General features: G+C 32.9%; 21 protein-coding genes. 7 read left to right on the forward strand and 14 right to left on the reverse strand.

The window, feature by feature from the left end; genetic code table 11:
• Window positions 1-65: 65 nt before the first annotated feature.
• From B8T70_RS05095 to B8T70_RS05120, 6 genes are all read right to left on the reverse strand, one after another.
• Entirely contained in the window at window positions 66-983 is a 918-nt protein-coding gene (locus tag B8T70_RS05095; protein WP_086894145.1) for a DUF4274 domain-containing protein, read from the reverse strand.
• 158 nt (window positions 984-1,141) lie between these two features.
• The gene (locus B8T70_RS05100) at window positions 1,142-1,486 is read right to left on the reverse strand and encodes a hypothetical protein (RefSeq protein WP_123912074.1); all 345 of its coding nucleotides are present in this window, start codon (window positions 1,484-1,486) and stop codon (window positions 1,142-1,144) included.
• Window positions 1,487-1,604: 118 nt separating this feature from the next.
• On the reverse strand, window positions 1,605-2,564 hold the full coding sequence (locus B8T70_RS05105; protein WP_039111412.1) for a hypothetical protein: 960 nt from the start codon (window positions 2,562-2,564) through the stop codon (window positions 1,605-1,607).
• 236 nt (window positions 2,565-2,800) lie between these two features.
• Window positions 2,801-3,838, reverse strand: coding sequence for a cytochrome-c peroxidase (locus tag B8T70_RS05110; protein ID WP_086894147.1), 1,038 nt, complete (start codon window positions 3,836-3,838; stop codon window positions 2,801-2,803).
• A 153-nt stretch (window positions 3,839-3,991) separates the two neighbouring features.
• A complete protein-coding gene (locus B8T70_RS05115; RefSeq protein WP_086894148.1) occupies window positions 3,992-4,795 on the reverse strand; it encodes an MbnP family protein in 804 nt (267 codons plus the stop codon).
• 110 nt (window positions 4,796-4,905) lie between these two features.
• The gene (locus tag B8T70_RS05120) at window positions 4,906-5,271 is read right to left on the reverse strand and encodes a hypothetical protein (RefSeq protein ID WP_039111590.1); all 366 of its coding nucleotides are present in this window, start codon (window positions 5,269-5,271) and stop codon (window positions 4,906-4,908) included.
• A gap of 133 nt (window positions 5,272-5,404) precedes the next feature.
• Between B8T70_RS05120 and B8T70_RS05125 the strand changes: the two genes are divergently transcribed.
• Window positions 5,405-5,842 (forward strand): hypothetical protein, encoded by a 438-nt coding sequence (locus B8T70_RS05125; RefSeq protein ID WP_086894149.1) that lies wholly within the window; start codon window positions 5,405-5,407, stop codon window positions 5,840-5,842.
• A 171-nt stretch (window positions 5,843-6,013) separates the two neighbouring features.
• Here the strand turns inward: B8T70_RS05125 and hemL are convergent, their stop codons facing one another.
• The 4 genes from hemL to B8T70_RS05145 all read right to left on the reverse strand — a co-directional run bounded on the left by hemL (window position 6,014) and on the right by B8T70_RS05145 (window position 9,548).
• Complete coding sequence (gene hemL, locus B8T70_RS05130; protein WP_086894150.1) at window positions 6,014-7,300, reverse strand: glutamate-1-semialdehyde 2,1-aminomutase; 1,287 nt, start codon at window positions 7,298-7,300, stop codon at window positions 6,014-6,016.
• A gap of 117 nt (window positions 7,301-7,417) precedes the next feature.
• Entirely contained in the window at window positions 7,418-8,314 is an 897-nt protein-coding gene (locus tag B8T70_RS05135; RefSeq protein WP_086894151.1) for a glucosaminidase domain-containing protein, read from the reverse strand.
• Window positions 8,307-9,203 (reverse strand): 1-aminocyclopropane-1-carboxylate deaminase/D-cysteine desulfhydrase, encoded by an 897-nt coding sequence (locus B8T70_RS05140; protein ID WP_086894152.1) that lies wholly within the window; start codon window positions 9,201-9,203, stop codon window positions 8,307-8,309. Before B8T70_RS05140 ends, B8T70_RS05135 begins: the two co-directional genes overlap by 8 nt.
• 9 nt (window positions 9,204-9,212) lie before the next feature.
• Window positions 9,213-9,548 (reverse strand): hypothetical protein, encoded by a 336-nt coding sequence (locus tag B8T70_RS05145; protein ID WP_086894153.1) that lies wholly within the window; start codon window positions 9,546-9,548, stop codon window positions 9,213-9,215.
• A gap of 116 nt (window positions 9,549-9,664) precedes the next feature.
• Between B8T70_RS05145 and B8T70_RS23775 the strand changes: the two genes are divergently transcribed.
• From B8T70_RS23775 to B8T70_RS05170, 6 genes are all read left to right on the forward strand, one after another.
• Complete coding sequence (locus B8T70_RS23775; protein WP_165763191.1) at window positions 9,665-9,841, forward strand: DUF5522 domain-containing protein; 177 nt, start codon at window positions 9,665-9,667, stop codon at window positions 9,839-9,841.
• A gap of 605 nt (window positions 9,842-10,446) precedes the next feature.
• Window positions 10,447-12,423: a urocanate hydratase gene (locus B8T70_RS05150; RefSeq protein ID WP_086894154.1), complete on the forward strand. Its 1,977-nt coding sequence runs from the start codon at window positions 10,447-10,449 to the stop codon at window positions 12,421-12,423.
• Between the two features lie 36 nt (window positions 12,424-12,459).
• Window positions 12,460-13,005, forward strand: coding sequence for a DUF4136 domain-containing protein (locus tag B8T70_RS05155; RefSeq protein ID WP_039111423.1), 546 nt, complete (start codon window positions 12,460-12,462; stop codon window positions 13,003-13,005).
• Window positions 13,006-13,216: 211 nt separating this feature from the next.
• Window positions 13,217-14,461, forward strand: coding sequence for a threonine ammonia-lyase IlvA (gene ilvA, locus B8T70_RS05160; protein ID WP_086894155.1), 1,245 nt, complete (start codon window positions 13,217-13,219; stop codon window positions 14,459-14,461).
• A gap of 176 nt (window positions 14,462-14,637) precedes the next feature.
• Complete coding sequence (locus B8T70_RS05165; RefSeq protein WP_086894156.1) at window positions 14,638-15,024, forward strand: group III truncated hemoglobin; 387 nt, start codon at window positions 14,638-14,640, stop codon at window positions 15,022-15,024.
• Between the two features lie 223 nt (window positions 15,025-15,247).
• On the forward strand, window positions 15,248-17,005 hold the full coding sequence (locus tag B8T70_RS05170) for an aromatic amino acid hydroxylase (RefSeq protein WP_086894157.1): 1,758 nt from the start codon (window positions 15,248-15,250) through the stop codon (window positions 17,003-17,005).
• 283 nt (window positions 17,006-17,288) lie between these two features.
• Here the strand turns inward: B8T70_RS05170 and B8T70_RS05175 are convergent, their stop codons facing one another.
• The 4 genes from B8T70_RS05175 to B8T70_RS05190 all read right to left on the reverse strand — a co-directional run bounded on the left by B8T70_RS05175 (window position 17,289) and on the right by B8T70_RS05190 (window position 26,810).
• Window positions 17,289-17,909, reverse strand: coding sequence for a DUF4230 domain-containing protein (locus B8T70_RS05175; RefSeq protein ID WP_039111430.1), 621 nt, complete (start codon window positions 17,907-17,909; stop codon window positions 17,289-17,291).
• A gap of 60 nt (window positions 17,910-17,969) precedes the next feature.
• Complete coding sequence (locus tag B8T70_RS05180; RefSeq protein WP_039111431.1) at window positions 17,970-18,977, reverse strand: LLM class flavin-dependent oxidoreductase; 1,008 nt, start codon at window positions 18,975-18,977, stop codon at window positions 17,970-17,972.
• 449 nt (window positions 18,978-19,426) lie between these two features.
• Window positions 19,427-21,721 carry a BamA/TamA family outer membrane protein gene (locus B8T70_RS05185; protein WP_086894173.1) on the reverse strand — a complete coding sequence of 765 codons (2,295 nt, stop codon included), beginning with the start codon at window positions 21,719-21,721 and terminating at the stop codon, window positions 19,427-19,429.
• A gap of 4 nt (window positions 21,722-21,725) precedes the next feature.
• Window positions 21,726-26,810: a translocation/assembly module TamB gene (locus B8T70_RS05190; RefSeq protein ID WP_086894158.1), complete on the reverse strand. Its 5,085-nt coding sequence runs from the start codon at window positions 26,808-26,810 to the stop codon at window positions 21,726-21,728.
• Window positions 26,811-26,874: the final 64 nt, after the last annotated feature.

A 26,874-nucleotide genomic window follows, 5' to 3' on the forward strand; every position in this document is an offset into this window, starting at 1 on the left:
ACTTACATTACTTATATGGTTACCTTTTTTTATTACAATCTTAAATCTATGCAACCTCAATTATTTTATTCCCAAAATTTTAAATGGTCAGAACTAAACAGCAATCCGATACCGCTATAAGGATCTTTTTTTAAATCATAAAAATTAGTTACTCCATCTAAATCTTTATATAAACTAGCAATTATTGTACTAGGCTGGAAACCATCTATTGTATGGTTTATAATAGTATCGGCAAGACAAGTCAGTTCTTTTGTCGAGTTGGTTACGCCTATATTATTACCTGTTTCCCAGTCCCAAATTATCCAATCCCAGCTATGTTGTTTATGTACACAATCCATCCATAAATATGACAGATTTTTAATTTTTATCTTTCCTAATTCCTTTCCTTTCCAGTATTCAACACTTTCTATTATAGCTTGTATAGCGGAATCTGTTCCGTCATAAATAAAACCAGAATTCGAAATCTGAATAATCTTTATAGCATCTTTTATCTTAGTATCAATTGTTTTTAATTCCTTTTCATTTGGCTTTCTTAAAAAAGCAAATTCAATATCTTGTCGTTCAAAAAAAGCTCCATTAGATTTTTCAAGCATTTCTGACGGAATACATTTCGTGTTAGAATATTCGTCAAGAAATTCATCTTTCGGGTTAAAAGAGAAATTTTCATCTTCATAAAAACCCGCACAATATCGCTGCTCAATTTTTTTTAGCAGTTTATAACTCTCATAGTTAATATCCTCTTTTGCTTCATCCTCATTCGCAAACTTGCAAAAATAATCTGGCTGAAGAAACCAATACAAACACAATGCAGTTCCTTTATCACAATGTTTTTGTTTAATAATCCAATCAAAAGGCTCAATTCCATCATCATAATTCCAATGTTGCACAAACTGATGCAACTCGGCAGCAGTTAATTTCTTATAAGACATCTCGCCATTTACAGCTTTAAGAACCCGATTTTTACTTTTCTTATTAAACTCCATTTTTTCTCTTAGTAATAACTATTTTAATTATTTCAATCTCTTTACAAATTTAAAAACCTATCCTTACAAAAGCAGCAAGACAACACATAAAAAAACTCCTATAACAACAAGTCATTAAACTCATTGTTATAGAAGTCTTTAAATTATTAAAAGTCTTTTTATTTACTATCGCCCTTCTTAACAGATAAGACAGAAACATCATATCCTAGATTACGTAACACCTCTAATCCATCAAGAGGTTCCAACTTGTTTTTACCAGTCCATCCTTTTTGCAAACCAAATAAAATACATTCTCTAACATATTTAGGTCTATTCAGGTTCACAACTTCTTTTTCGTCAGTTAATGACTTAACAAGTGGAAATCCAAAATTTAAAGGAAGCCCAATTATCGGATCATCCCATGTCAGAAAATTAACTAATAATGGAGTTAGCTTATAATCCTTTAAAAATATTTTTATTGTCAATGTTCCTACCTGCGCAGGCAAATCGACCTTACCAGTCATTATATAGAGATAAACATTATCCTCGACAGTTATTTTTCTTAATTTCATGTATCTAAATTAAACCTTAGTAAAACTAAACCATCAAACCCATAAAATCAAAAAAACATATTAAATCCCTTTACAAACTATAATTCAGGTTTACGCTCCAGCGGTAATTAGCCTCCATTGCGCCATTAGATAAATTCTGGTTTATAGGAAGCATTCCGTTTACACCAACAGAAAATTTATCTTTCCCAACCTCAATACCAAATTTCCCAAACAAGATATCTCCAGCCGTATTTGGCAAATCCAAGCCATGTTGTTTGTTTGTAGCATAAACTTCGCCCGCAAAACCAAGCTGAGGAACTAATTGTACCGATGGTAAATCGAACAAATAAAAGAACGTTCCTGAGTAATTAAACTGGTTTCCGTATTGGTATTTTTGTTCATTTTCGGTTTTTATAACATAATTAAGCATTGTGTTTAAACCCAAATTTTTTCTCTTAATTACATATTCCGAAACCAGTAAATAATCCCAGCTTCCCGTTCCTAGTTGGAAACTCTTGTTTACACTCCCCACATTATTAGCTTCATTAAACTTTCCTGTTGGCATTTTTACACCACCACCAAGTTCTATTTTATGCGTAAAAACTGTGCTGTCCTTTTGCGTTTCAAACACCGTATAAAGTGCCATTACCGAAATATCTCCCAATCCCGAAATACTCTCGGTTCCGGTCGTTAATTCGCGATTATGAAAATGATACGGAACCAATGCCGAAATCTGGATTCTCTTAGCAACAGGAATACGTGCCCAAGCCTGAACCGTATTAAAGTTCTCATCAATCCAGGGAGAATTAGCAAAAATACCATCACGACTCGTATAACTCTGATTGAAATAACGTATCCCAACAAAATTTGTGTTTAACATCGAGCTAAAACCCATACTTCCGCCACTTGCCGAACAACCACAAGCATCGCAATCAAAGTCTTCCATCATTGCCAAACGCTGAAATGTAAAGCTCGAAATACTATCTTTTACCGTTGCAGCAAAAGTTAGATTACAAACTAGAACTAAACTTAAAACTATTATTTTTTTCATTGTATTTTATTTTTTTTAGGAGCTCCCGATAGCTATCGGGACCCGCTTTCCGTTACAAGCTTTTCTTAAAATCCCATTTTTCTATACGTTTACAAAGTTTCCGCTGGTCACTTTGTAAACCCAAGAAAAAATAAGGGCTTTTCTCAAAAAGGCTTTTCACTACAATCGGGGCTAAAACTTCTATTTTTATTATATTATTTAATCCTAACAGGTTTTTAAAACCTGTTAGGAGAATCTCAAAACTCCGAGAATCGCTTATCAGTCAAGAATTGATTATCGGTCAAGGTTTTCAAGAAAGCGATAATTTGCTTCTTATCCATTTCCGAAAGTTCGATTCCTAGTTTCCCATTTTGTCTCAAGATTGGGTCTAATGTTGCCGAAGCTTCAATGCCGCTGGCATAATGATTAAGAACCGCTTCTAGCGTTCCAAAACGTCCGTCGTGCATATAAGGAGCAGAAACGGCTACATTTCGCAAACTTTGCACTTTAAACTTATAATAATCGCTTGCTAACTCAGTCACTTTGTAACGTCCCACATCGTTTACTTTAGGATTTACTGCAAGACCATTATTACGGAATGAATCGTCGGTCATTAAATCGGTTGCGTGGCACGAAGCACATTTAGAATTAAACAAAGCATATCCAGCTAATTCATCGGCAGTAAGAGTTCCTCCAGATTCATTACGACGGTATTTATCAAAACGAGAATTAGATGATGTTGCCATTACCATAAATTGCGAAAGTGCTTTAAGCATATTCTCCGTAGTAATAGCCCCATCGGTAAAAGCTTGCCCAAACAAAGTTCGATACGTTTTATCGCCTCGCATCATTTCTAGAATAGCATTTAAATCGCCATTCATTTCGATATCGCTCGTTAGCGGAATTATAGGCTGTAAGTCCAGATGATTGGTTACGCCATCGTACATAAAAGTTCTCTGATAAGCCAAGTTCTGGATTGGTGGTGCATTGCGGGTTCCTAAAGCATCTCCAACACCATGACTTACAGTATGACCGTGGTGTGTAAAAGCGTTTTCCTGAATATGACAAAACCCACAGGAAACGATTCCATCAGAGGCCAAACGCCCATCATAGAATAGTTTTTTACCCAGTTCAAACCCTTTTTCTGTTGGCGGATTTGTGGTAATATCATAAACCAAAGCTGGAAAATTAGATGGTACCTTAAAGTCTAAAGGCACATTTATATATTCATCATCCTGATCACTACAACTATATAATAACGGAATCATAACCCAAAGAAAATATTTTATTCTCATGGTTTCTAAATTTAAAAAGAAGCACAAAAGCTCGATTCTAGCCCCGATTGCCGCGATATCCTTTTTTATTTTTCTTTAAAATAAAAAAGATATAGCAAAAAGCGGGACAAGAGTTCCTAATGAAAAATAACTTTTGTGCTCCTAGAAATGAAATTAATCGTTGTGTACGTGATCTACTCTAAACATTGTTGCTACATTGGCAGTAATTAAAGGCAAAGCAGCTCCACCCATAATCATAGCGCCTGTTCCGCCCATGTTGTAATCTGAAAGTTTGATTTTATTAGGTCCGTCAAGAATTTTAGACAAATCGGCTATAATATGTACATCTGGCGAAATATTAGTTCTTACCAAGGCTTTGGTTGGGAAATCCAGCGTTACTTCGGTATAGTTATAATCGGTTCCTGTTTGTCCTGTATGGATCATAAAAGGAAGTCCAGTTGTAACGGTTTCTGAAGTAAAATTACCTTCGAAAGCAAGGAATTTATATCCTGCAGTCCAGTTCCATAACATTTTGGCAGCTTGAGCTTGTGCCAGGAAATCTCCTTGTCCTGATGCTCCCAATTGCCATTGTTCTTTATCTACTCCTATTCCGAATTTTACTTTTATGTAATCTCCCGCTGGAACATCTGATAAGACAAATTTGTAACCAGCCGCGCTTGCTTCGTCAGCAATAAAATAGCTTTTTGCTTTTGGGTATGTAAATGTAGTTCCGTCAGTTTTTGTTAAAACAATATTACTCACGATGTATTTTACCGTTGTAATTTTTAAAACTTCCTTATTTGTAGTTGTGTTTGGCTGAGTTTCAAGAATTAAATCGTTTGATCCAAAAGAGTTATCAAATTTTAATCCGATTTTTCCAGTTCCAGAAACTGATTCATTATTATCATCACTTGAACATGCTGAAATAGTAGCTGTTATAGCCAAAATAGCTATTGCTTTATATAATATTTTTTTCATTTTTGAGTTGTATATCTTTAATAAGTCTTTAAAATAGTATGTGCATAGGCTTACTTCAAATGATAATAATCAAATGAAATAGCAGGTCACAAAAGTGTTTTAATTAAAATTTAAGAAATACGTGCTGGTGGATGAAAAAACAAATCCGCATTAAGATGCGAATACAAATTAGCGTAAGCCGCATTAATTTGTGATTTGGTATTATTTGGATAAAATTGTAGGGTAAACAATTTAGTTGATTCAAACATTAAATCGACTTTATCCAGAAGGGTATTTTTTTTATCAGATGAAGATGGCTTTTCGGCATCGGCTGCTTTGGCTAATTCTTTCATCAAGTGACACTTTCCGTTACACTGCATAACAGGTTGTGCCTTGTTCTCGCAAAGTACGGTCGAAATGTAATCATAATTGACAATATATTCTATAACCGGGAATACAGGTTTTAGAAAAATAGCTAGAATCAATATGAAGACCATTTTTTTCACCATGCGAATTTAAGAAACAAATTTTATTTTATCATCTGTTAAATAAATTATAATTAAAAAAAATGAATTAAACCTATTGATTTCATCAATGTCTAACGACTATAACCTTTAAAACAAACAAATCATGAAAAAATTATTTATCACTGCTTTATTGTTCGTTGGAATGGTAAGCTTTGCTCAAGATGCTACAACAACGACTCCTAAGCAACAAAAAGAAAGATTTACTCCTGAACAACGAAATGAAAAACATTTAAAGAAACTGACTACCGAATTAAATCTAGATGCCAACCAACAAGCTCAAGTTGGAAAATTACTTGCCGAGAAAAGTGCCAAATCACAAAAATACATGGAAACTCGAAAAGCTAGAAAAGACAGCAATGCAAAACCAACTGCCGAAGAAAAAGCTGCTCTTAAAAAAGAAATGATGGATGAGAAAACAGCAACAGAAACTCAAATGAAATCTATCTTAAATGCCGACCAATACAAAAAATGGACTGCAATGAGAGAAGAAAATAAAGAGAAGATGAAAGAAAAAATGAAAGACAGAGCAAACAAACAATAATCCAGAATTCACAAAAAAAAACTTCCAGCGTAAACTGGAAGTTTTTTTGTTTTTACCATTAAGAGATTAAGAAAATTAAGCTTTAGTATATTCAGGATTTAAAAACCTTGCAGGATTGCAACCTTTGAATTCCCTTAATGAAACTTAATTTCTTAATGGTGAAAAAAATATTTAAAAAGTTTTAGAAACTTTATCAATCGCCTGAATTGTAAAGTCTAAATCTTCGTATGTTAATGCATCAGTAATAAACCAAGTTTCATATGCCGAAGGTGCAATGTAAACTCCTTCATTTAACAATCCGTGGAAGAATTTCTTAAATGTTTCGTTATCTCCATTTGCAGCACTTTTAAAATCAGTAACTGGAGCAGCATCAAAATGTACCGAAATCATAGATCCTACTCTATTTATTGTAAAAACTACATTATTAGCTTTAAGAACTCTATCAATTCCAGCTTCTAGATAAGCTGTTTTCTCGTCTAAACGAGTAAAAATAGCACGATCATTATCTAACGCTTGCAACATTGCTAATCCTGCTGCCATTGCCAGCGGATTACCAGATAATGTTCCCGCTTGATAAACTGGTCCTATTGGCGCCAGATAATTCATGATTTCTGCACGAGCAGCAAATGCTCCTACTGGCAAACCACCACCTATTACTTTACCAAATGTTACGATATCGGCCTTAATATTAAATAATTCCTGAACTCCTCCACGTGCAAGTCTAAAACCAGTCATAACCTCATCAAAGATTAATAATATTCCGTTTTCTGTACATAATTCACGTAAACCTTCTAAGAATCCTTTATTTGGCGGAATACAACCCATATTTCCTGCAACAGGTTCTATTATAATGGCTGCGATTTCGTTTTTGTTAGCGTTAATTAATGTCGCTACATTTTCTAAATCATTGTATTTTGCCAGCAAAGTGTCTTTAGCCGTTCCCTCTGTAACTCCTGGACTATTTGGACTTCCGAAAGTAACAGCTCCACTACCAGCCTGAATCAGGAATGAATCTGAATGTCCGTGGTAACAACCTGCAAATTTTATAATTTTATCTCTCTTTGTAAATCCTCTTGCCAAACGTATTGCACTCATACAAGCCTCTGTTCCAGAATTTACAAAACGAATTTTATCGATATTTGGAACCATCGAAACAGCCAAAGCTGCAATTTGTGTTTCCAACTCTGTTGGCATCCCAAAAGATGTTCCTAATTTAGCTTTCTCAATTACTGCATCAACAACTGGAGCATACGCATGACCTAAAACCATTGGTCCCCATGAATTGATGTAATCTATCAATTTGTTTCCGTCTTCATCATATAAATAAGCTCCTTTGGCGCTTTTTACAAAAATTGGAGTTCCTCCTACTGCTTTAAATGCTCTTACAGGCGAATTTACACCACCCGGAATTACTTTTTCTGCTTCAGCAAAAAGCTGACTGCTTCTTTGATATATCATTATTAACTTTAGATTTTAGAGTTCTGATTTTAGATTTACACGATAAATTTAAATCTAAAAATCAATTATAAGCTCATTAAAAATATTTTTATGTTCTGGTTTCTTTAGAATTAAATCTTACTTCACAATTAGCTTCTGTCCGATAGAAAGGGTATTATCAGCAAGATTGTTTTTTTGCTTCAAGTCATCTACAAGTACGTTGAATTTTTTAGAAATAGAATATAATGTGTCTCCTTTCTGGACTTCGTACAAAGAAAGATTACCCGAATTATTATTATTTTGTGTATTAGGTTTTGTAGCAATAACGGTTGTAGTTTTCTCTATTACTACATAGTCTTTGCCCATAGCTATATTATCGTATTGGTGTAATTCGTAACGCTCAATATAACTAATTAATTTTTCCGGATATCTAGGATCTGTTGCATAACCTGCTGCTCTTAGTCCTTTTGCCCATGCTTTATAATCTCCTTTTTCGTAAGTAAACAAGGTCGCATATCGGCTTTTTCCTGTCAGGAATAAAGCATGATCACGAAACGATTCTGATGGATCTTTGTATTTTCTAAAACATTCCTGAGCCGAATCATCATCATGACGAACACTTTCTCCAACCCAGTCTTTATGGCATTTTATACCAAAATGGTTATTAGATGAAAGGGCTAAATCTCCTTTTCCTGCACCCGATTCTAAAATCCCTTGTGCCAGAATAATACTTGCAGGAATTCCGTAATTTTTCATATTACCCATCGCAATATCTTTGTATTGAGCAATGTAATCACTTATAGAAGTATTGGTAACAACTGTTTTTGAAGTCGACTCGATAACTTCAGTCGTATTATTTGATGTAGTTTTTTTAGTATCTGTCTTGGTATAAACCGGCTTTTTCTTAGTTTGAATCGCTACTCTTTGTTTTTGTTGGGTAGTAGCAGCCTTTTTGGTTGTTGCAATAGCAGGTTTGCTTGCATTACAACCTATTAGTGTTATCGTTATTAATAGTACGAGTGTTTTTTTAAACATTGCTTTTAATTATTGGTAAATTTTTATTCATCAGCTTCATATTCATTCCTTGTATTCCTTGTAATCCGCCAGTATGAATCAGCAGGATTTTTGAGTTTTCGGGGAAATAATCTTTCCTAATTAAATCTATAACGCCAAAAACCATCTTTCCTGTATAAATTGGATCCAAAGGGATTTGATTTTCATCAAAAAACTGATTAATAAAGGCAATAAGCTCTAAATTTACTTTACCATAACCGCCAAAATGGTAGTCTGTAATCAATTCCCAATTTTGATTCTTTGCAAAAATACGAATTTCATCTTTTAAAAAATCCCCTTTTAACGCTGGAAACCCTAAAACTTTTTGATTTGGTAACGCACTATTGCTAATTCCCGAGATTGTTCCTCCCGTTCCTACTGCACAACATACATAATTAAACTCGGCATCTTCGGGCGTTAAAATCTCCTCACAACCCCGAACTGCCAGCTCATTTGTTCCCCCTTCGGGCACCAGGTAAAAGTCTCCAAATTTTGCTTTTAGATTATCTAAAAAGCTTATTTCGCTTTTAAGACGATAATCTTCTCGCGAAACAAACTCAAATTGCATTCCGTTTTCCTGAGCAAATTTTAAAGTTGGATTCCCTTCGATTTTATCAATAAGTTCATCCCCACGGATAATCCCAATGGTTTTAAATCCGCTTTCTTTTCCTGCATAAGCAACAGCAGCAATATGATTAGAGAATGCTCCGCCAAATGTGAGCAACGTTTCTTGGTTTTCGGCTTTCGCCTGAAGTAAATTATATTTGAGTTTTCGGTACTTATTTCCAGAAATAAAAGGATGAATCAAATCTTCTCTTTTAATTGTAAGTGAAATATTGTTCGGGAAAACGGTATGGATTTTTTGATTCAAAATCTGATTTTATTTTTGATTTAAATACTGCACAAACCGAAAAAAAGGTCTGCTCTTTAAATAGTTCATATTAGCCTCATTTTTATAAGCTTCTCTCTCAAAACTTATATTCTGATATGCCAAACTTGCATTTTTATATTGAAATAAACGCACCACATATTCTATTACATACCAAATAAAAAATGGCAATATCAATAACTCTAATTGTTGGCGTAAATGTATTTTTTCATGATTAACAAAAACCTGATTGTTTTTGTCCGAAGGGTATTTTACCAATACAAACGGAAATACAGCCATTCCTCGATATCCTTTCGGAATTAAATATTTAGCAATAATCAAAAACATTCGCTGTAAAATTTATAAATTTGTAGTAGTAAATTACTTCTATACAAAGAAAATCATAATCAATTGAATTTACTTAAAATTAAACATAAAAATAGCATTTTGCCAAATTCAGAATTATGAATGAACAAAATAAGGAAAGTAAATTAATTGAGGGCGAAGATTTTTATTATACCCCCGAAGGATATAAATGTTTTACCGAAAAACACCATTTAAAAAGAGGGTATTGTTGCAAAAGTGGTTGTCGCCATTGCCCTTATGGATATGATAAAAAAACAGGAGAAATTAGGAAATAGATTGTTAGACTTCTTAGACTTTTGGTTTTTTGGATTATTCGACTGCTCCAAAACCTGAAAACCCTAAGAAATCTTAAATTCCTTTGAAACAAATTATATAATCTTTAAATTTCCAAATCTTTAAAAAACGATAATTAGAAAATGTATCAATTTGAAGATTAAAAAATTCTACTTAAATGGATTTTTCAATCTTTAAATACTTAAATCTTTAAATACGAAATATGGATATCTGCTCTCAAAAATATAGGATTACTATCCACAAATCCTATCATAGGTCGGATATTCGGTATCCCTAGTTGTTAATTTGAAAATGTGTCAATTTAAAAATTAGATAATTATTTGAAATCGAATTTTCATTGATAGGTATTTCGCTCCTATGGAGCTTTTACCAACTGATCGTATTGTTTTCTATAAATATTACGCCTTTAAAAGGCTGAAAAAATAAATTCGTTGGAATTTTATTTTTATAGAAATAGAATTTATCGATTAGTATTTGAACCCCAGCGGGTCAACAATAATCTAAAAAACAAAAAATTAATCTGTTGTTAATCTAGCTAAAATACCTTAGCAACTTAGAATCTTAGCAACTAAGCAACTTTATAAAAATGACTTTCCAAGAACAAATACAACAAGGAATTCCATCTATATTACCTCCAAAAGCAGTATACGATTTAGCTATAAATCATGCACCAAAGCGTAAAGCAATCCTTTCGGCAGAAGAAAAAAAACTTGCCTTAAAAAATGCATTACGTTATTTTGAACCGCAACATCATGCGGAATTAATAACTGAATTCTCTGAAGAATTAGAAAAATACGGACGTATTTATATGTACCGCTTTCGTCCTGATTACAGAATGTACGCCAGACCAATTAGCGAATATCCTGGAAAATCAGAACAAGCAAAAGCTATTATGTTAATGATTCAGAACAATCTGGATTATGCTGTGGCACAACATCCACATGAATTAATTACTTATGGCGGTAACGGTGCTGTTTTCCAGAACTGGGCTCAATACTTGCTTACGATGCAATATTTGTCGGAAATGACAAATGAGCAAACACTAACTATGTATTCTGGACACCCAATGGGATTATTCCCTTCACATGCCGAAGCTCCACGTGTAGTTGTTACTAACGGAATGGTTATACCAAATTATTCTAAACCGGATGATTGGGAGAAAATGAATGCACTTGGGGTTTCTCAATACGGACAAATGACTGCAGGAAGTTATATGTACATTGGGCCACAAGGAATCGTACACGGAACTACAATTACAGTATTGAATGGTTTCAGAAAAATAAAACTAAATCCCGAAGGAAACTTATTTGTAACTTCTGGATTAGGCGGAATGAGTGGCGCACAACCTAAAGCAGGAAATATTGCTGGTTGTATCACCGTTTGTGCCGAAGTAAACCCTAAGATTACTAAAATCCGTCATGAACAAGGTTGGATTAATGAAATTGTAGAAGACCTTGACGAATTGGTAAAAAGAGTTTCTTTGGCGAAAGCCAATAAAGAAGTAGTCTCTATTGCTTATTTAGGAAACGTAGTAGATGTTTGGGAGAAATTTGACCAGGAAAATATTAAGATTGACTTGGGATCTGATCAAACTTCGCTACATAATCCTTGGGCTGGTGGGTATTATCCTGTTGGAATTACCTTTGAAGCTGCCAATGAAATGATGGCTAATAACCCTGAGTTATTCAAAGAAAAAGTACAAGAAACACTTCGTCGCCATGCCGATGCTATAAATAAGCATACTGCCAAAGGAACTTATTTCTTTGATTATGGAAACGCTTTTTTACTAGAAGCTTCTCGTGCAGGAGCTCAGGTAATGGCCGAAAACAATATCGATTTTAAATATCCTAGTTACGTTCAGGATATTATGGGGCCAATGTGTTTTGATTACGGATTTGGTCCTTTTAGATGGGTTTGTACTTCTGGAAAACCCGAAGATTTACAAAAAACAGACGCTATAGCTTCTCAGGTTTTAGAAGAAATGGCAAAAACTGCTCCCGATGAAATTCAGCAACAAATGCAGGATAATATTAAATGGATAAAAGGTGCTCAGGAAAATAAACTAGTTGTAGGATCACAAGCACGTATTTTATATGCTGATGCCGAAGGTCGTATAAAAATTGCTGAAGCTTTTAACCAGGCTATTGGCAAAGGCGAAATTGGACTAGTCGTTTTAGGACGTGATCATCATGATGTTTCGGGTACAGATTCTCCTTACAGAGAAACATCTAACATTTATGACGGATCAAGATATACAGCCGATATGGCAATACAAAATGTCATTGGTGACAGCTTCAGAGGAGCAACTTGGGTTTCTATACATAATGGTGGTGGCGTAGGCTGGGGAGAGGTTATAAATGGTGGTTTTGGTATGGTTCTTGATGGGTCTAAAGAGGCGTCAAAACGCTTAGCATCAATGCTTTTCTGGGATGTCAACAATGGTATTTCAAGAAGAAGCTGGGCTCGTAATGACGAAGCAATTTTTGCAATAAAAAGAGCCATGGACACGCAACCTTTATTAAAAGTGACCATCCCTAATATAGTAGACGAAAAGTTATTCTAAATTAAAGTCGATATTAAACTTTTAAATTATTTAAACATGAAAAAATTATTTATTTTACCGATTCTATTCCTTTTTATTCTAAGCTCTTGTAGTTCTGTTTCAGTCTATTCAGATTATGATAAAAATGTGGATTTTACTAATTATAAAACATATGCCTATTTTAAAGCCGGTATTGATAAAGTAGAGATTTCTGATTTAGATAAAAGAAGAATTTTACGCGCTATCGATGAGCAAATGGCAGCAAAAGGCTTTACTAAAAGTGATAATCCAGATTTATTAATAAACATTTTTACAAAAGCCAGAGAAGAAGTGAATGTAAACCAGTTTAGTGCTGGTTGGGGTTACGGATGGGGATATGGATGGAATCCTTACTTAATGATGGGAAATCAAACTTCTGTAACAACATCTACCCAAGGAACTTTATACATTGATTTTATCGATGCTAAGAAAAAAGAAATGATCTGGCAAGGTGAAGGTGTAGGTTATTTAACTCAACAAGGTGGAGAGCAAAAAGATAAAATAGTAACCAATTTTGTGACTAAAATATTAGCACAATATCCACCTACAATTGCAAAAAAATAATCTTTTTTGTTGTTCTTATTAAATAATTAATACATTTGTTTTTTCAAATAATAAACAATGAAAAACTTAAATAACATTATTATCGCTATTAACATTATTGTAATTATGCAATAATGGCGAGGTGTTATATAAATAAGTAAACAAAATACAATTTATTAGAACCTCCCAAATCGGGAGGTTTTTTATTTTAAAAAACAACCAAAAAAACACCATGAATTTATTTAATGAAGTAATTACAGCCAAAGAACAACTAAGCAAAGTAGTTGCCGCTACCCCACTAACTCAAAACCTTAATCTTTCGGACGAGTTTAAATCGACTATTTTATTAAAAAGAGAAGACTTACAAATTGTACGTTCGTATAAAATTAGAGGTGCTTATAATAAAATTTCATCATTAAATGATACCGAAAAAGCAAAAGGTGTTGTTTGTGCAAGCGCAGGAAATCATGCTCAAGGCGTAGCTTACTCTTGTAATTTACTACAAATAAAAGGCAAGATTTATATGCCAAAAACGACCCCGAAACAAAAAGTAAAGCAAGTACAATTATTCGGAAAATCTTTTGTTGAAATTGTTCTTATTGGCGATACTTTTGATGATGCTTATGCCTCTGCAACTGAAGATGCTGAAAAAAGCAATAGAATCTTTATCCATCCATTTGATGATTTAAAAGTTATTGCAGGACAAGGCACTGTAGGATTAGAAATTCTGGAATCATACAAAGAACCTATTGATTATGTATTTGTTCCCATCGGTGGCGGCGGACTTGCATCAGGACTTTCAGAAGTCTTTAAACATTTAAGTCCTGAAACCAAAATTATTGGGGTAGAGCCAAAAGGTGCTCCATCGATGAAGACATCTATTATTGATGGCAAAAACACACCATTAAAAACCATTGATAAATTTGTAGATGGTGCAGCAGTAAAGCAAGTTGGCGATATGACTTTTGGTATTTGTCGCAAAAACTTAGATGATATTATTCTTGTTCCCGAAGGCAAAGTTTGCACAACGATTTTGCGCTTATACAATGAAGAAGCTATGGTTGTAGAACCAGCCGGAGCATTAACAATTGCAGCATTAGATTTTTATAAAGATAAAATAAAAGGCAAAACAGTCGTTTGCGTGGTAAGCGGAAGTAATAACGATATAGAGCGCACTGCCGAAATAAAAGAACGTTCGTTACTTTACGAAGGATTAATGCATTATTTCATGATTCAGTTCCCTCAACGTCCTGGCGCGCTTAAGGAATTTGTAAATGATATTTTAGGTCCTAATGATGACATCACTTATTTTCAGTTTGCCAAGAAAAACAGCCGAGAAGTTGGTTCAGTGGTAGTTGGCTTGGAACTTAAAAACAAAAAAGACATCGTGAATATTAAAAACAATATGGTTACCAAGGGATTCGAGTTTCAATATCTCAATGAAAATCAAGATTTATATACGCAGTTAATTGGATAAAAAATAAAGGACTACTTAAAAATCTAGTAATCCTTTTCAATACCATTATACTTTCATTTTATGATTTATAAATGATCAATTATTTAAGAACCATTTTAGATTCATTTAACTAAATATATAAGATAAATCCTCTGTTTTGTGCTATTTTTGCATTTAATTTTTTTTCACATAAAGCCATGGTTATTTTAGACATTACAACAATCGAAGACATAAAACTATTAGTGAATACTTTTTATGCTAAAGTTCAAAAAGACGAACTCATTGGTTCCATTTTTAATGAAAAGATTCAAGGAAGATGGCCAGAACATTTAGAGAAGATGTATAGATTCTGGCAAACAATTTTACTAGAAGAACATACTTATTCCGGAAGTCCATTCCCTCCACACAAACATTTGCCAGTTGACCAATCCCATTTTAATAGATGGATGGAAATTTTTACAAAAACTGTAGATGGTCTTTTTATAGGAATTGTTGCTGAAGAAGCAAAAGTACGAGCAGCTAATATGGCTTATATGTTCAATTACAAAATTGAATATTTTAGGAATGCTGGAAAAAATTCATAAATAGCTCTAATATAAATTAGCTAGTTGTAAAATGGAACTAACTGCCTAAATGTAGAAAATTTTGTAAAACACAAAAGAATCATGTCAGATTTTGATAAAGAAATTAAGAATCTAAAATAGGCTCCAAATTTTCTATCTAAATGATAACACAAAAAATTACTAATAAAGCTAAAAATAGCTTCATAAATTCGTAATTTCGCAGAAGAACTACAACGATTTCGAAATGAACCCAACTATTGAAACAAATCCGTTATTGGACAGATTGCCTAAACACTTAAAGCAATTTATTAAACCTCAAGATTACAGCGATTATACGCCAATTAATCAAGCGGTTTGGAGATATGTAATGCGTAAGAATGTTGACTATTTATCTAAAGTTGCTCACCATTCGTATCTAGACGGATTAAAGAAAACTGGAATCGAAATCAATAATATTCCAAGTATGTACGGCATGAACCGAATCTTAACCGAAATTGGTTGGGCTGCTGTAGCTGTTGACGGTTTTATTCCGCCAAATGCTTTTATGGAATTCCAAGCTTATAATGTCTTGGTAATTGCTTCGGATATTCGTCAGCTAGAACATATTGAATATACTCCCGCACCCGATATTATTCACGAAGGTGCTGGCCACGCTCCTATTATTGCTAATCCTGAATATGCTGAATACTTGCGTCGTTTTGGCGAAATTGGCTGCAAAGCCATTTCTTCGCATAAAGATTACCAAATGTATGAAGCGATTCGATTACTTTCGATTTTAAAAGAAGCCGAAGGTACTCCGCAAGCCGATATCGATCAAGCCGAAAAAGCAGTTGAAGATTTGCAAAACAATATGGGCGAATTGTCTGAAATGGCACAAATAAGAAACTTACACTGGTGGACAGTTGAATATGGTTTAATTGGTACAGTCGAAAACCCTAAGATTTACGGCGCTGGTTTATTATCATCAATTGGAGAAAGCGCTTGGTGTATGACCGATAACGTAACTAAAATCCCTTACGATATCTCGGCAGCAAACCAGAGTTTTGATATTACAAAATTGCAACCTCAACTATATGTTACGCCTACTTTTGCCCATTTAAATCTTGTTCTTGAAGAATTTGCTAATAAAATGGCTTTGCGTACGGGAGGAATTTCCAGCATTCAAAAATTAATAAACTCGAATGCTTTAGGAACAATAGAACTAAGTACAGGTTTACAAATTTCTGGAGTTTTTACTAATGTTATTGAAGCAGAAGGGAAACCCGTTTACGTACAAACAACAGGAAAAACAGCATTATCTTACCGTGAAAAAGAATTAGTTGGACACGGAATTTTAACGCATCCTGAAGGTTTTGGTAGTCCTATCGGAAAACTAAAAGGCTTTAATCTGGCTATTGAAGATATGAGTCCGATGGATTTAAATGCTTATAAAATAGTCGAGAATGAAACTATCAAACTAGAATTTGAAGGTGGGATTATTGTAGAAGGAGATATCATTACTGGCTCTAGAAACTTACACGGTGAGATTATTTTAATCAGTTTTAAAAATTGTACCGTAACTCACGGAGATACTATTTTATTTAAACCTGAGTGGGGTAATTATGATATGGCAATTGGTAAAAAAGTAGTTTCTGCTTTTTCTGGACCTGCCGATGTAAATAGTTTTGATTTAGTCGATTCTATTCCAAAAACAAAAACCATCAAAGCCAAGCATTCTAAAGAGCGTGATGAACTAGAGGAATTATACCAACAAGTTAGAACTATAAGAGAAACTAATTCTCATGAAACTTTACTAACTTCTATATTCGAAAAAATCAAAGCAAATCATCCTAATGATTGGTTACTATCTGTAGAAATAGCTGAACTTTTAAAAAATAGCAATCAGCCTCAATTATTACAGGAAGTATTAGCAAATCTTGAAAATTTAAAAACAAGAAGACCTGAAGTTGCACATTTAATTGCTGGAGGTTTGGATCTGATTTTTGATAAAGAGAAGTGTTAAGCCTTTTTAAAATGCCTTGACTTCGCTCAGCATGATGAAATTATAATATATTTCTTCAATATTGTCTCCCTGAGCGGAGTCGAAGGGCACGTAAACAATTGCGGTGCTTCGACTCCGCTCAGCATGACAAGTTTGTGAGAAGGACAAAATTGCTGTGTTTCTCCTGTCCCGAAACTTCGGGATCGAGACGCTCAGCATGACAAGATTGCAAGAAAACTTTGTGCCTTTTCAGCTTTAAACCTCTGCAACTCTGAGCCTTTGAAACTTTGAACCTTATTATAACCTACAACTTCAAATCATTACTAAGATCAGTTTCGTTTTGGATTGTTTTGCCGTCGTATTGTAATTTCCAACCCATTGTATTTGTCAGGATTAAAATTTTAGACAACTCACTGATTAATCGGTTTTGTGCATTTGCTTTAAGCGAAGACTTCTCAATTTTCTTGGCTAAACTCGCTTTTACAGATTTATTTATTTTATTATAATCATCTCCTGTAAACTCGTTTAACTGACTTTGCTCTACATTATAATACTGAATATCTGGATTGATTGTAATTTCTTCTTTTGGAATCGATACAATCTTTATTACTTTATTTTTTTCGTCGATTTCATATTTCATCTTATGCAAATCGTAGGCAACAGTAACGTTTGCATTTACAATAATCAATGCTTTCTTCTCGAAAGATATCATATCTAGTAAATACTTGTTTGAGTTTTTATAGGTTACTACTTCAGAGAAATGCCCTTCGGTAACTACCAGTTTACCAACGTTTACAATTTGTTGTTGTATTAAATTGGTATTATAATCCAAACTTGTCGAATCATCTTTTTTGAATTCACAATACTTGAATGCAAGGACAATTCCGACTATGATTACGATTCCGACTAAAATTCTTCTCAACATAATTATGTTTTAATGATGGCTATTATGAAGCCAATTTAGTGATTTTTTCAGAAAGCATCACTATGCTTTATTGATGTTATCGATAACCTCTTTAAGAATTTTTATACTTTTCATTTTATCCTGATGGTCAAAAATTGGGCTTGTAATCATCAATTCATCTATACCTGAATAGTCTATAAAATGCTTTAGATCTTTTTCTAATTTCTCTTTGCTTCCCTTAAAGGTACAAGCTGTCATTTGATCTACATGAAATTTTTCTTCTTCGCTCATCAATCCATCTAATGACTCAAGTGGTGGTTGCATTGGTTTTCTATTATTACGAACCAATCCTAAGAACATTTGATATAAGGTAGTCGAGAGAATTTCGGCTTCTTCATTTGTATCTGCTCCAATCGCATTTACACAAGCCATTGTTTTAGGACTACTCAAATATTTTGAAGGAATAAAGTTTTTGCGATAAAACTCAAATGCCTGCAACATCATCTTTGGCGCAAAATGTCCTGCAAAAGCATACGGTAATCCTTTTGCAGCAGCAAGAGCAGCGCTATCCATACTAGATCCTAATATCCAAACTGGTACATTTGCTCCTTCTGCAGGAAATGCTCGTACTTTTGCGGAAGCATTATCTGGCGAAAAATAATCATGAATTGCTTGTACATTTTTTGGGAATTTCTGTGATTGCTCATAAAAATCTTCTCGGATTGCTTGTGCTGTTAACGAGTCTGTTCCTGGTGCTCTGCCTAATCCTAAATCTATTCGGTTTGGGTAAAGTGTTTCTAACGTCCCAAACTGTTCCGCGATAATAAGTGGCGAATGATTAGGAAGCATTATTCCGCCTGAACCTACACGGATGTTTTTAGTCTGGCTTGCTATGTAACCAATTAAAACTACTGTTGCAGTACTTGCCACATGTGCCATATTATGATGTTCGGCCAGCCAGAATCGGTTATAATCTAAACTATCAGCTAGTTGTGCAAGTTCTTTGGTTTTCTGAAAAGTTTCTGCTGCATTACTACCTTCAGTAATAAATGCTAATTCTAATAAGGATATAGGTATATTATTGTTCATGTCTAATTAATCTTTTTACAAAATTAGACATTAATAACCTTTTAATTGTTAATTGAATTGTAAAATTCTAACACCGTTAAATAAATATAACGTCGATAGAAAAAAATCTCTTATTTTGAATAGTTACATAATAGTTCGAAGTCACAAAATTTCTTAGGATAACTTGATGAATCCAAAAGTTATTTTTTGTAACTTTAGATAACAAATCATAAACCTCTTAATTATGAAAACTAGCAGAAAAATTAAATATATCACCAAAAGATATATTTACAGAATTATCAGAGATATAAGCGGCAATAAGGATAAATCTAAAAAATTGCTTTTATCTAATTTATTAAAAACAAACGTCCAATTACTTAAAGGTATAGATGTTAATAGTACGGTGCTTTTTTAACTCTTTATGTTAACAAAACTACATTTTTAACTACTAAATTGATGTTGGGATATCCTTAAAAAGGATACCCAATCGCGATGTTGAGTATTAAATTGTCTTTTCTCCAAGAGCCACTTCCAAAGTTAATATCATCTATTACCCAGCGTTGTCCTTCGGGTAAATAAGGTATTCTTAACGGAAATGCAATATCGGTTCTTAATATCAAGAATGATAAGTCAAAACGTAATCCTGCTCCAGCACCAATTGCAAGTTCCTTCATAAAGTTCTTACTGATTTTTGCTCCGGGTTTATTTGGGTCATTATTAACCAACCAAACATTTCCAGCATCTAGAAAAACGGCTCCTCTTACTATACTAAAAAGTTTTGCTCTATATTCTGTACTAAACTCTAGTTTTAAATCTCCTGATTGATCTGGCAAAAATGTACTTGTTGTGTCTGGACTTTTAAAACTACCTGGTCCTATTGAGCGTGCTCTAAAGGCACGAATACTATTAGTTCCTCCTACTACAAATTGTTTGATCGATGGCAAAGAAGAGGAATTTCCATAAGGCAAACCAGCTCCTACAATAATCCTACTTGCTAATTGACTCTCTTTTCCTAGTTTTAAGTAATGTCTAAAATCGGCTCTTACTTTAACATATTGACTAAAAGGAACATCAAATATTTTTATGGTATCGTTTTTCTTGATATTAGCTCCTGTTACCAAACCTGTAATATTACCTGCAAGATCAATTTCTCCATTAAAATAGAATGTATTCTTTTTTCTTTTTCGCATAGTATTGGTATAAGTATACGAATACGTAGGTCCAAAGATTAATTGTTTTTCGAGTACTTTAGATAATGATTCATCTTCTGCAACTTGTTGTAAATAATAAGGCGTTACATGATTTGGGCTTACATAATTAACTTCTATAATATCCAGTTGATGTTCTTTACGAATATTTTCTTTCCATAAGTAACCAAATGATCCTCTAAAAGAATTTAAGGCATAAAGATTAATTCGGTTTTGATATTCATATCCCAAAGTCGCTTTTGTTTTAGGAACAAACTCGCTAGAGCCTTGAAAGTTAAAAGGCGTAATTAATCTTGGCCAGGTTAAACTGGCTTCTCCTCCTATTTTATATATATTATTCCCTTTATTTTGTCCTGAAATCTGAAAATCGGCTCCTCCAAATATGGATACGGTAAACAATTCAGCTCCTCTTAGTAAATTTCTATTATTCCAATTTACATTAATTTCTGAACCTGTATAACTAGCCGAATTGGTTTTTCCTAAGACCTCAACTCGAATGAATTTCTTTGGCAATAAGGTTAAATAGTAATATGCATCGAGAGCATTTTTTATACTATCGGATTCTTTAAATTCATTTTTAACAAAATTAAATGTTCCTAAGTTTACAAATCGATTAAGGGAAAGATTATGATCTGATCGATTATAAAAATCTCCTTTTTTAAAATACAAAGCTCTGTCAAATACTCTTGGTCTAAATGTATTTGTAGAATCTATAATCGTGAAATCTTTGTATTTTAAGATGTCTTCTTTTTTATAAGCTACACTATCTTTTAAAATCGAAAAATTAGGATACACTACTATATCATTAATTTTATAAGCAATTTTGGCTTTGGCAGGTGTTTCACCTTTTATTTTTAATTTTATATTTACCTCATAATCACCTTTGGTACTATCTACTTGTGCCAAGATATAATCTGGATTAAAATAATAATATCCCTTTTCTTTTAATCGGGAATCAATACGTTCTCTCTCAGATTTTATAACGTCTAAATCATATGGCTTACCAACTTTTAATAATGATCTACGACTAGTTTTTCCTATTTCTTTGGCTATAGCCGAAGAATCATCAGGAAACGTAACACTTTTAATTTTATACTGTCGTTTAGGAAAAACGGTATATTCTGCTGTTGCTCTTTTATCTTTTGCTGTAGAATCGGCAATAACCCTCACTTTAAAGAAACCTTTATTCTCAATAAAATTTCGCAACACTGCCGAGTTATAATCTAAATCGACTTTGCTGTAAAGTACAGGTGCTTCTCCAACTTTATTTCTTAACCAATATCTTGTTCCTTTCTTTTTCTTAGGTTCCCCAGCCACATTGTATATCCATAATTTAGGACGCAATCCCAGAAACTGTTTATTAGGTAAAGGACGTAGTAAACCTTCTAGCTCAGTCTGTAGTTCTTTTTTTTCTTTCTTTGTAAGAATGGTGTCTTCTACTTTTACCGAAGCTCCTGTATATAACAATTCCCCTTTTGGCAAATATTTAGTATTGCTACATCCTAAAGCAAAAAACAAAGAAAGTAGTATAAAATATTTTAGATATTTAGTTTCCATATTACTACGTTTTTTGCTCTTGTTCATTATCTAATTCTTCTTTCTTTTTCTCTTCTTTCTCTTTTTGCTTATCCTTTTCTTTTCGTATTTTTTCTTTTTTAATCAGTTCTTTTTCTTTCTCACTACGATGAAATAATTCTCTAAACTTATTGTAATTCATCGTAATAATAAATGCAACTCCAGTTTCTACAACCTGCCCCTCTACAGCAACCTGATATTGGTTTTTACGATATGCTCTAACCATATATCGTCCGTCTTTAGTAAGTTGATAATCTATAGCAACATCTCCAGCAATATTAGTATCCTGCTCATTGTTATCTTGTCCTTCTAGTCCAAAACTGCTTCCTATGGTTACTTTTAATCTATCATTTAATAATTTTTTAGAAACTCCTACATTCAAATCTGTCTTGTTTTGCTTGGTTCCCGAAGTATAATCATCTGTAGATTCCAAATCAAATTCCAATTGAACACCACTTATTAAATCTCCTGCCAGATTATTTAATTGATCCGAAAGTATTTTACTCACACTTTGTCTCGCCATAGATTCGGCACTTGTACCACCACTTTCGCTTGCAAAAGGATTTTCGCCAACAAATCTATTCAAGAGTAAAAGTGCAAAAACCTGTTTATTTAATTCGGATGGTTCTTGACGTAATTGTTGCAATCTTGCCTGAGACTTTGTTATAATATCCGATGAAACATCATAGTTACCGTCTGGAAGAACAATATCAAACGAGATTTCAGGTTTCATCAATTCTCCGTTCATCTTTAATAAAGTTTGAAACGGAATTTTTTGTTTGTATGTGTTTTTTTCTGCTGCAGACACAGTTCCTAGCTGATTCCCTAATAAATCTATCGGCGCAGTATTTACTTTATATATAGCTGTTAAATTTAAATTTGCCATTGTAGGCTCTCCAGTCCATAAAATATAACTTCCTTTCTGGATATCAAATTTTCGTCTTATCATATTAAAACTCATCTCATATGCACCTTCACTAAACTCATATTTTCCTGTTAGTGTAGTTTTTCCAGATGGATCAATCCCGCCAATAAGATCTGCTTCTCCAAGCAATCTCAGATAATCTCCGTTACCTTTATCTATTACCAATGTAAGTTCTGCTTTTTTATCTATAGAGATGGCAACGCTCACATCCATGCCAATCAGTTTCGATTGATTGAGTTTGCTTTCCATCGCAGCAGTTTGTTTCAGTAGTAAATTATCTTCATTTACAAACTCTACAATTCCTTCTCTATCGGCAATCGAAGGATCTGATTGAGGCATAACAACTGTGAATTTTGTATCCTCATTAATTTTTATATTTCCTCCAACAACAGGATTATCTAATGTTCCTTTTATATTTAGATTTGCATCTAATGATAAATCCCCATAAAACAAATCATTATCAGCTTCTGTAGAATGAATGGCTCTAAACTGATCTGCTTTTATGGTTAAAGCAAAATCATAATTTCTAAAATCTTTGGAGTTGATATTTCCATTTACAAATAATTCATTCTTGTTTTCATCATAAACAGAGAAATTATCAAAGGCAATCGCTTCGTTTTCAAACCTTATTTTCTCATTGGCTATTTTATAAATAGAATTAAACTTCGTCACTTTAAAAGCAGCGTCATTAAAATCTAATTCCCCATTTACTTTAGGTAAATCGGCATTACCAGTAATTTTAAATTTTCCTGATAAATAACCAGAACCATCGGTAACATTACCCATGCTAAAACCTTGAATACTTTTAATATTTAAATGATTGATGGCTATATCAAAATCAAAAGTACTATCATCGATTTTATAATTACCTGTTAGGTTTACGTCATTTCCATTCTCGGTTAATGTAACATTTGCTGCTAATAAATTATCGGTTTTATTATCTACTTTTATACCAATATTACCAACTGGTTCACCTTTAAAAGCAAAATCAACTATTTTTAGATCGGAAGTAAAAGTTGGTTTTGTCATCACATTTTCGACCAAAACTGAACCATCAATCAATCCTTGCATTAATAATTCATCTTTTTTAACCATATTTAAAATGGTCTCAATTTTAAAATTGACAAAATCGACTTGTAAAGGCGCGTTTTTTCCCTCGTTTTGTGATTGAATTTTTAGTTCATTACCCGAATTGCTCAAAAAGAACTTATTAATGTAAAGTCTCTTATCTCCAAATTCAATAGAATTTTCCTGATCTAAATTCCATTTATCATAATTCAATACAAAATTATCTGAATCAAATTTTATAGTGTTTTTGGCATTTTCATGAAGCAATTCTCCTTTAATAAAATACTGTTCTTTATCTTCTTTGTCTTTTATTTGTAATGCATACCCTAAGATGTTATTCTCGATTTTACCTGATAAACTAACAAAAGGAATTTTAAATTCTCCGCTTTCTACCGGAGCTACAGAAACCTGATATTCTAACGCATTCTCTTTTGCTTCTATATTTATCTTTCCATCAGAAATTGTATTTGTATCATAAATAATTTTAGGGATAGTTCCTTTAACCTCTAGAGAATCTACTACGTTATTATATTTTCCTGTAATTTTAATAGGTTCTAAACCTTTAAGCTTTGGAACTAATTGAAAAAGTAATGGATCACTATCTACAGATAAATTAAATGTTAATCGCTGCTCATCTGAATCTCCTTTTGTTTTAGGAACTTGCAAATCCATGTATTTTGATAGCGATTTTTTTAATGCTGCCGATAATGTTGTCAGTTTATATTTCCCGTCAACTTCTGCTTTCAGGAATTGAGATATAACCTTGATATTATTTTTTTCTTTATCGGCATAAGCCAAAATTTTAATGGAATCTAATACAATTGGTTGTGCCTCTTTTAAAACCTGAATATTCGACAAGAAAACCTTTCCGTTTAAAAAATCAGGATTACTATTGGCAATATCTGCATCAACATTTCCTCTAATTTTCATCGGGCCTGCATGAAGATTTAGTTTCTCTAAATCGGCTATATCAAGGTTTAATTTTAGTTTTACTGCGGGATATTTATCATCAAATCTTCCGTTGGCAACTAAACCAAAATTTAAATTTGGGTCTTTAATTCCCGAATTTATTGCAAAAGCTCCTTTGGCAATCTCCCCCTTTAAAGTTAAATCTCGGTAGGTATATTTATTAAATACTGCTTTTTGTACAATTCCGTCCAAATGCGCTTGTGCCGTTTTAGGATCTAGTCCCTTTCCTTTTACTTTTGCTTTAAGCGTAATTTTTCCTAATGAATCGTTTTTTATTAGTTTACCTAAATCAAATTCTGAAAAAGAAATTGTAGCATCATATTTCTCAGATTTTTTAATTCGTTGGTCAAACAAAGCATCTACTTTGGCATTTCCGAAACTACTATTTAGCGCCAAATTAGTTTTAAAATTATTGACTGAACCTTTAAATTTTCCTTTTAAATTAAATTGAGAAGGTAACTGTATACTTTTTGGAATTGTTCCTGCTGGCACAAACGAAATCACATCTTTAGATGTACTCACAAAGTTTTTTATATCCAAATCATAATATGCTTTTTGTGCATCTGGCATTCCTGTAATTTTTCCTGAAATAGAGACTTTTGTCGTTCCTATTCCGCTCATTTCAAACTGCGGAATTGCTAAATCCTTTACTTTCCCACTTACTCGTGCATTTATAGATAAAACTGCATTAGGATTACTCTTAAACGGATTGGTATTTTGTAAATCTGGAACAAAAAGCAATATGTCTTTAAATCCAACTTTTGCCTGACTTAAATTGGCGTCTAAACTTAGATTATCAATATTTTTAGTTACCGCCGCGATTGATGGATAGGCAACTTTAATATTCTTTTGCAATAAAGTTTGTGGTGTTTTTAAATACAGATTATCCAAATATGCATTTTTAGGCCCATAGAAAAAATCTGTTTTAAACGTTTCGATTTTAAGCCCGCTTTTTTCATTTACTGTAAATGATTTTACGCTCCCTGAAACAGTATCATTTGCATAATACAACTTTTCGGCTTTTAAATTAAAATTATCCAAATCAAGATGTCCATAATCAATCCCTTTCTTAGTAGGTTTTGATTGCATATCATCATATTTAAAAGCGATATTTTGTATATCGGCTGACTTCAGTTTTAACTTCCAGCCTGCTTGAGGAATTGCTGTAGAATCTAAATCGGGCGTTTTAAGTTGTTTGTCTTTTATGCCTAATTGTAGATTTCCTTTTAGATCTTTTAGTTCGAAAGTATCAAAATCTAACAACTGATTATTTAAATCTAATTTATTAACCAGTAACTGTAATTTCCCCAGAGTTATTCCTGAAGCGAGTTTAGAATCTTTATTGTCATAAGAAATATCGATTTTAGACAAGTTGATTTTATTTAGTTTTAAATTAAAATCTGGTCTTTTCGAAATTGTATCTACGGTTTTTACTGATGTTTCAGCTATCTTCTCTACTAAATCCTGGTTTAGAACTAATTTTAATCCGTTTAAATCTATATTCGGAATATCAAAATCCATTTTATCCAAATCGAATTTTTTAAATTCTGTTTGAAAATTAGCTAGTTTAACACGAACATCATTTTTGGACAAATCATCTTTAAAATTAAAATTGATTTTATCCAAATTGATTTTAACTACCGATATTTTAAAAGGTTTACTATTGGGATCTGCAGGTTCTGGTTCTTTGGAAGCAAATGCTGCAATTATATAATCGAAATTAAAAACTCCGTCTTTGTTTCTGGAAATATTTGCAGTTGTATTTTCAAGTGAAATAGAATTTATTTCTACTTCGCTACTTATGAGTTTAAACAAATCAATGTCTATCTCTAATCGTTTTCCGCTAAGTAAAGTGTCTTTCTTTTGATCTTCAAAATAGAACCCTTCTAATACGATTTCTTTAGGAAAATTAATGGCAATTCTATCTAAAGCTACTTTGGTTCTTATTTTTTTTTGCAAATAAGTAATTGCCTTATCCTTGGCGTAGTTTTGTACTGCTGGAACCTGAATTAAAATTGTAATTAATAACAATAATGCTACTAATGTAATGACGCACCAAAGTAGCACTCGAAGTATTTTTTTCAGAAAAGAAATTCGTTTCTTATTCATATAAAGAAAATAAGGCTAATAACTGGTTTAGATTATCGATATATGGTTACTAAATTTAACTAAC

Origin of the sequence: Flavobacterium sp. AJR (genome assembly GCF_002156885.1) — a bacterium.
Taxonomy (GTDB): Bacteria; Bacteroidota; Bacteroidia; order Flavobacteriales; family Flavobacteriaceae; genus Flavobacterium.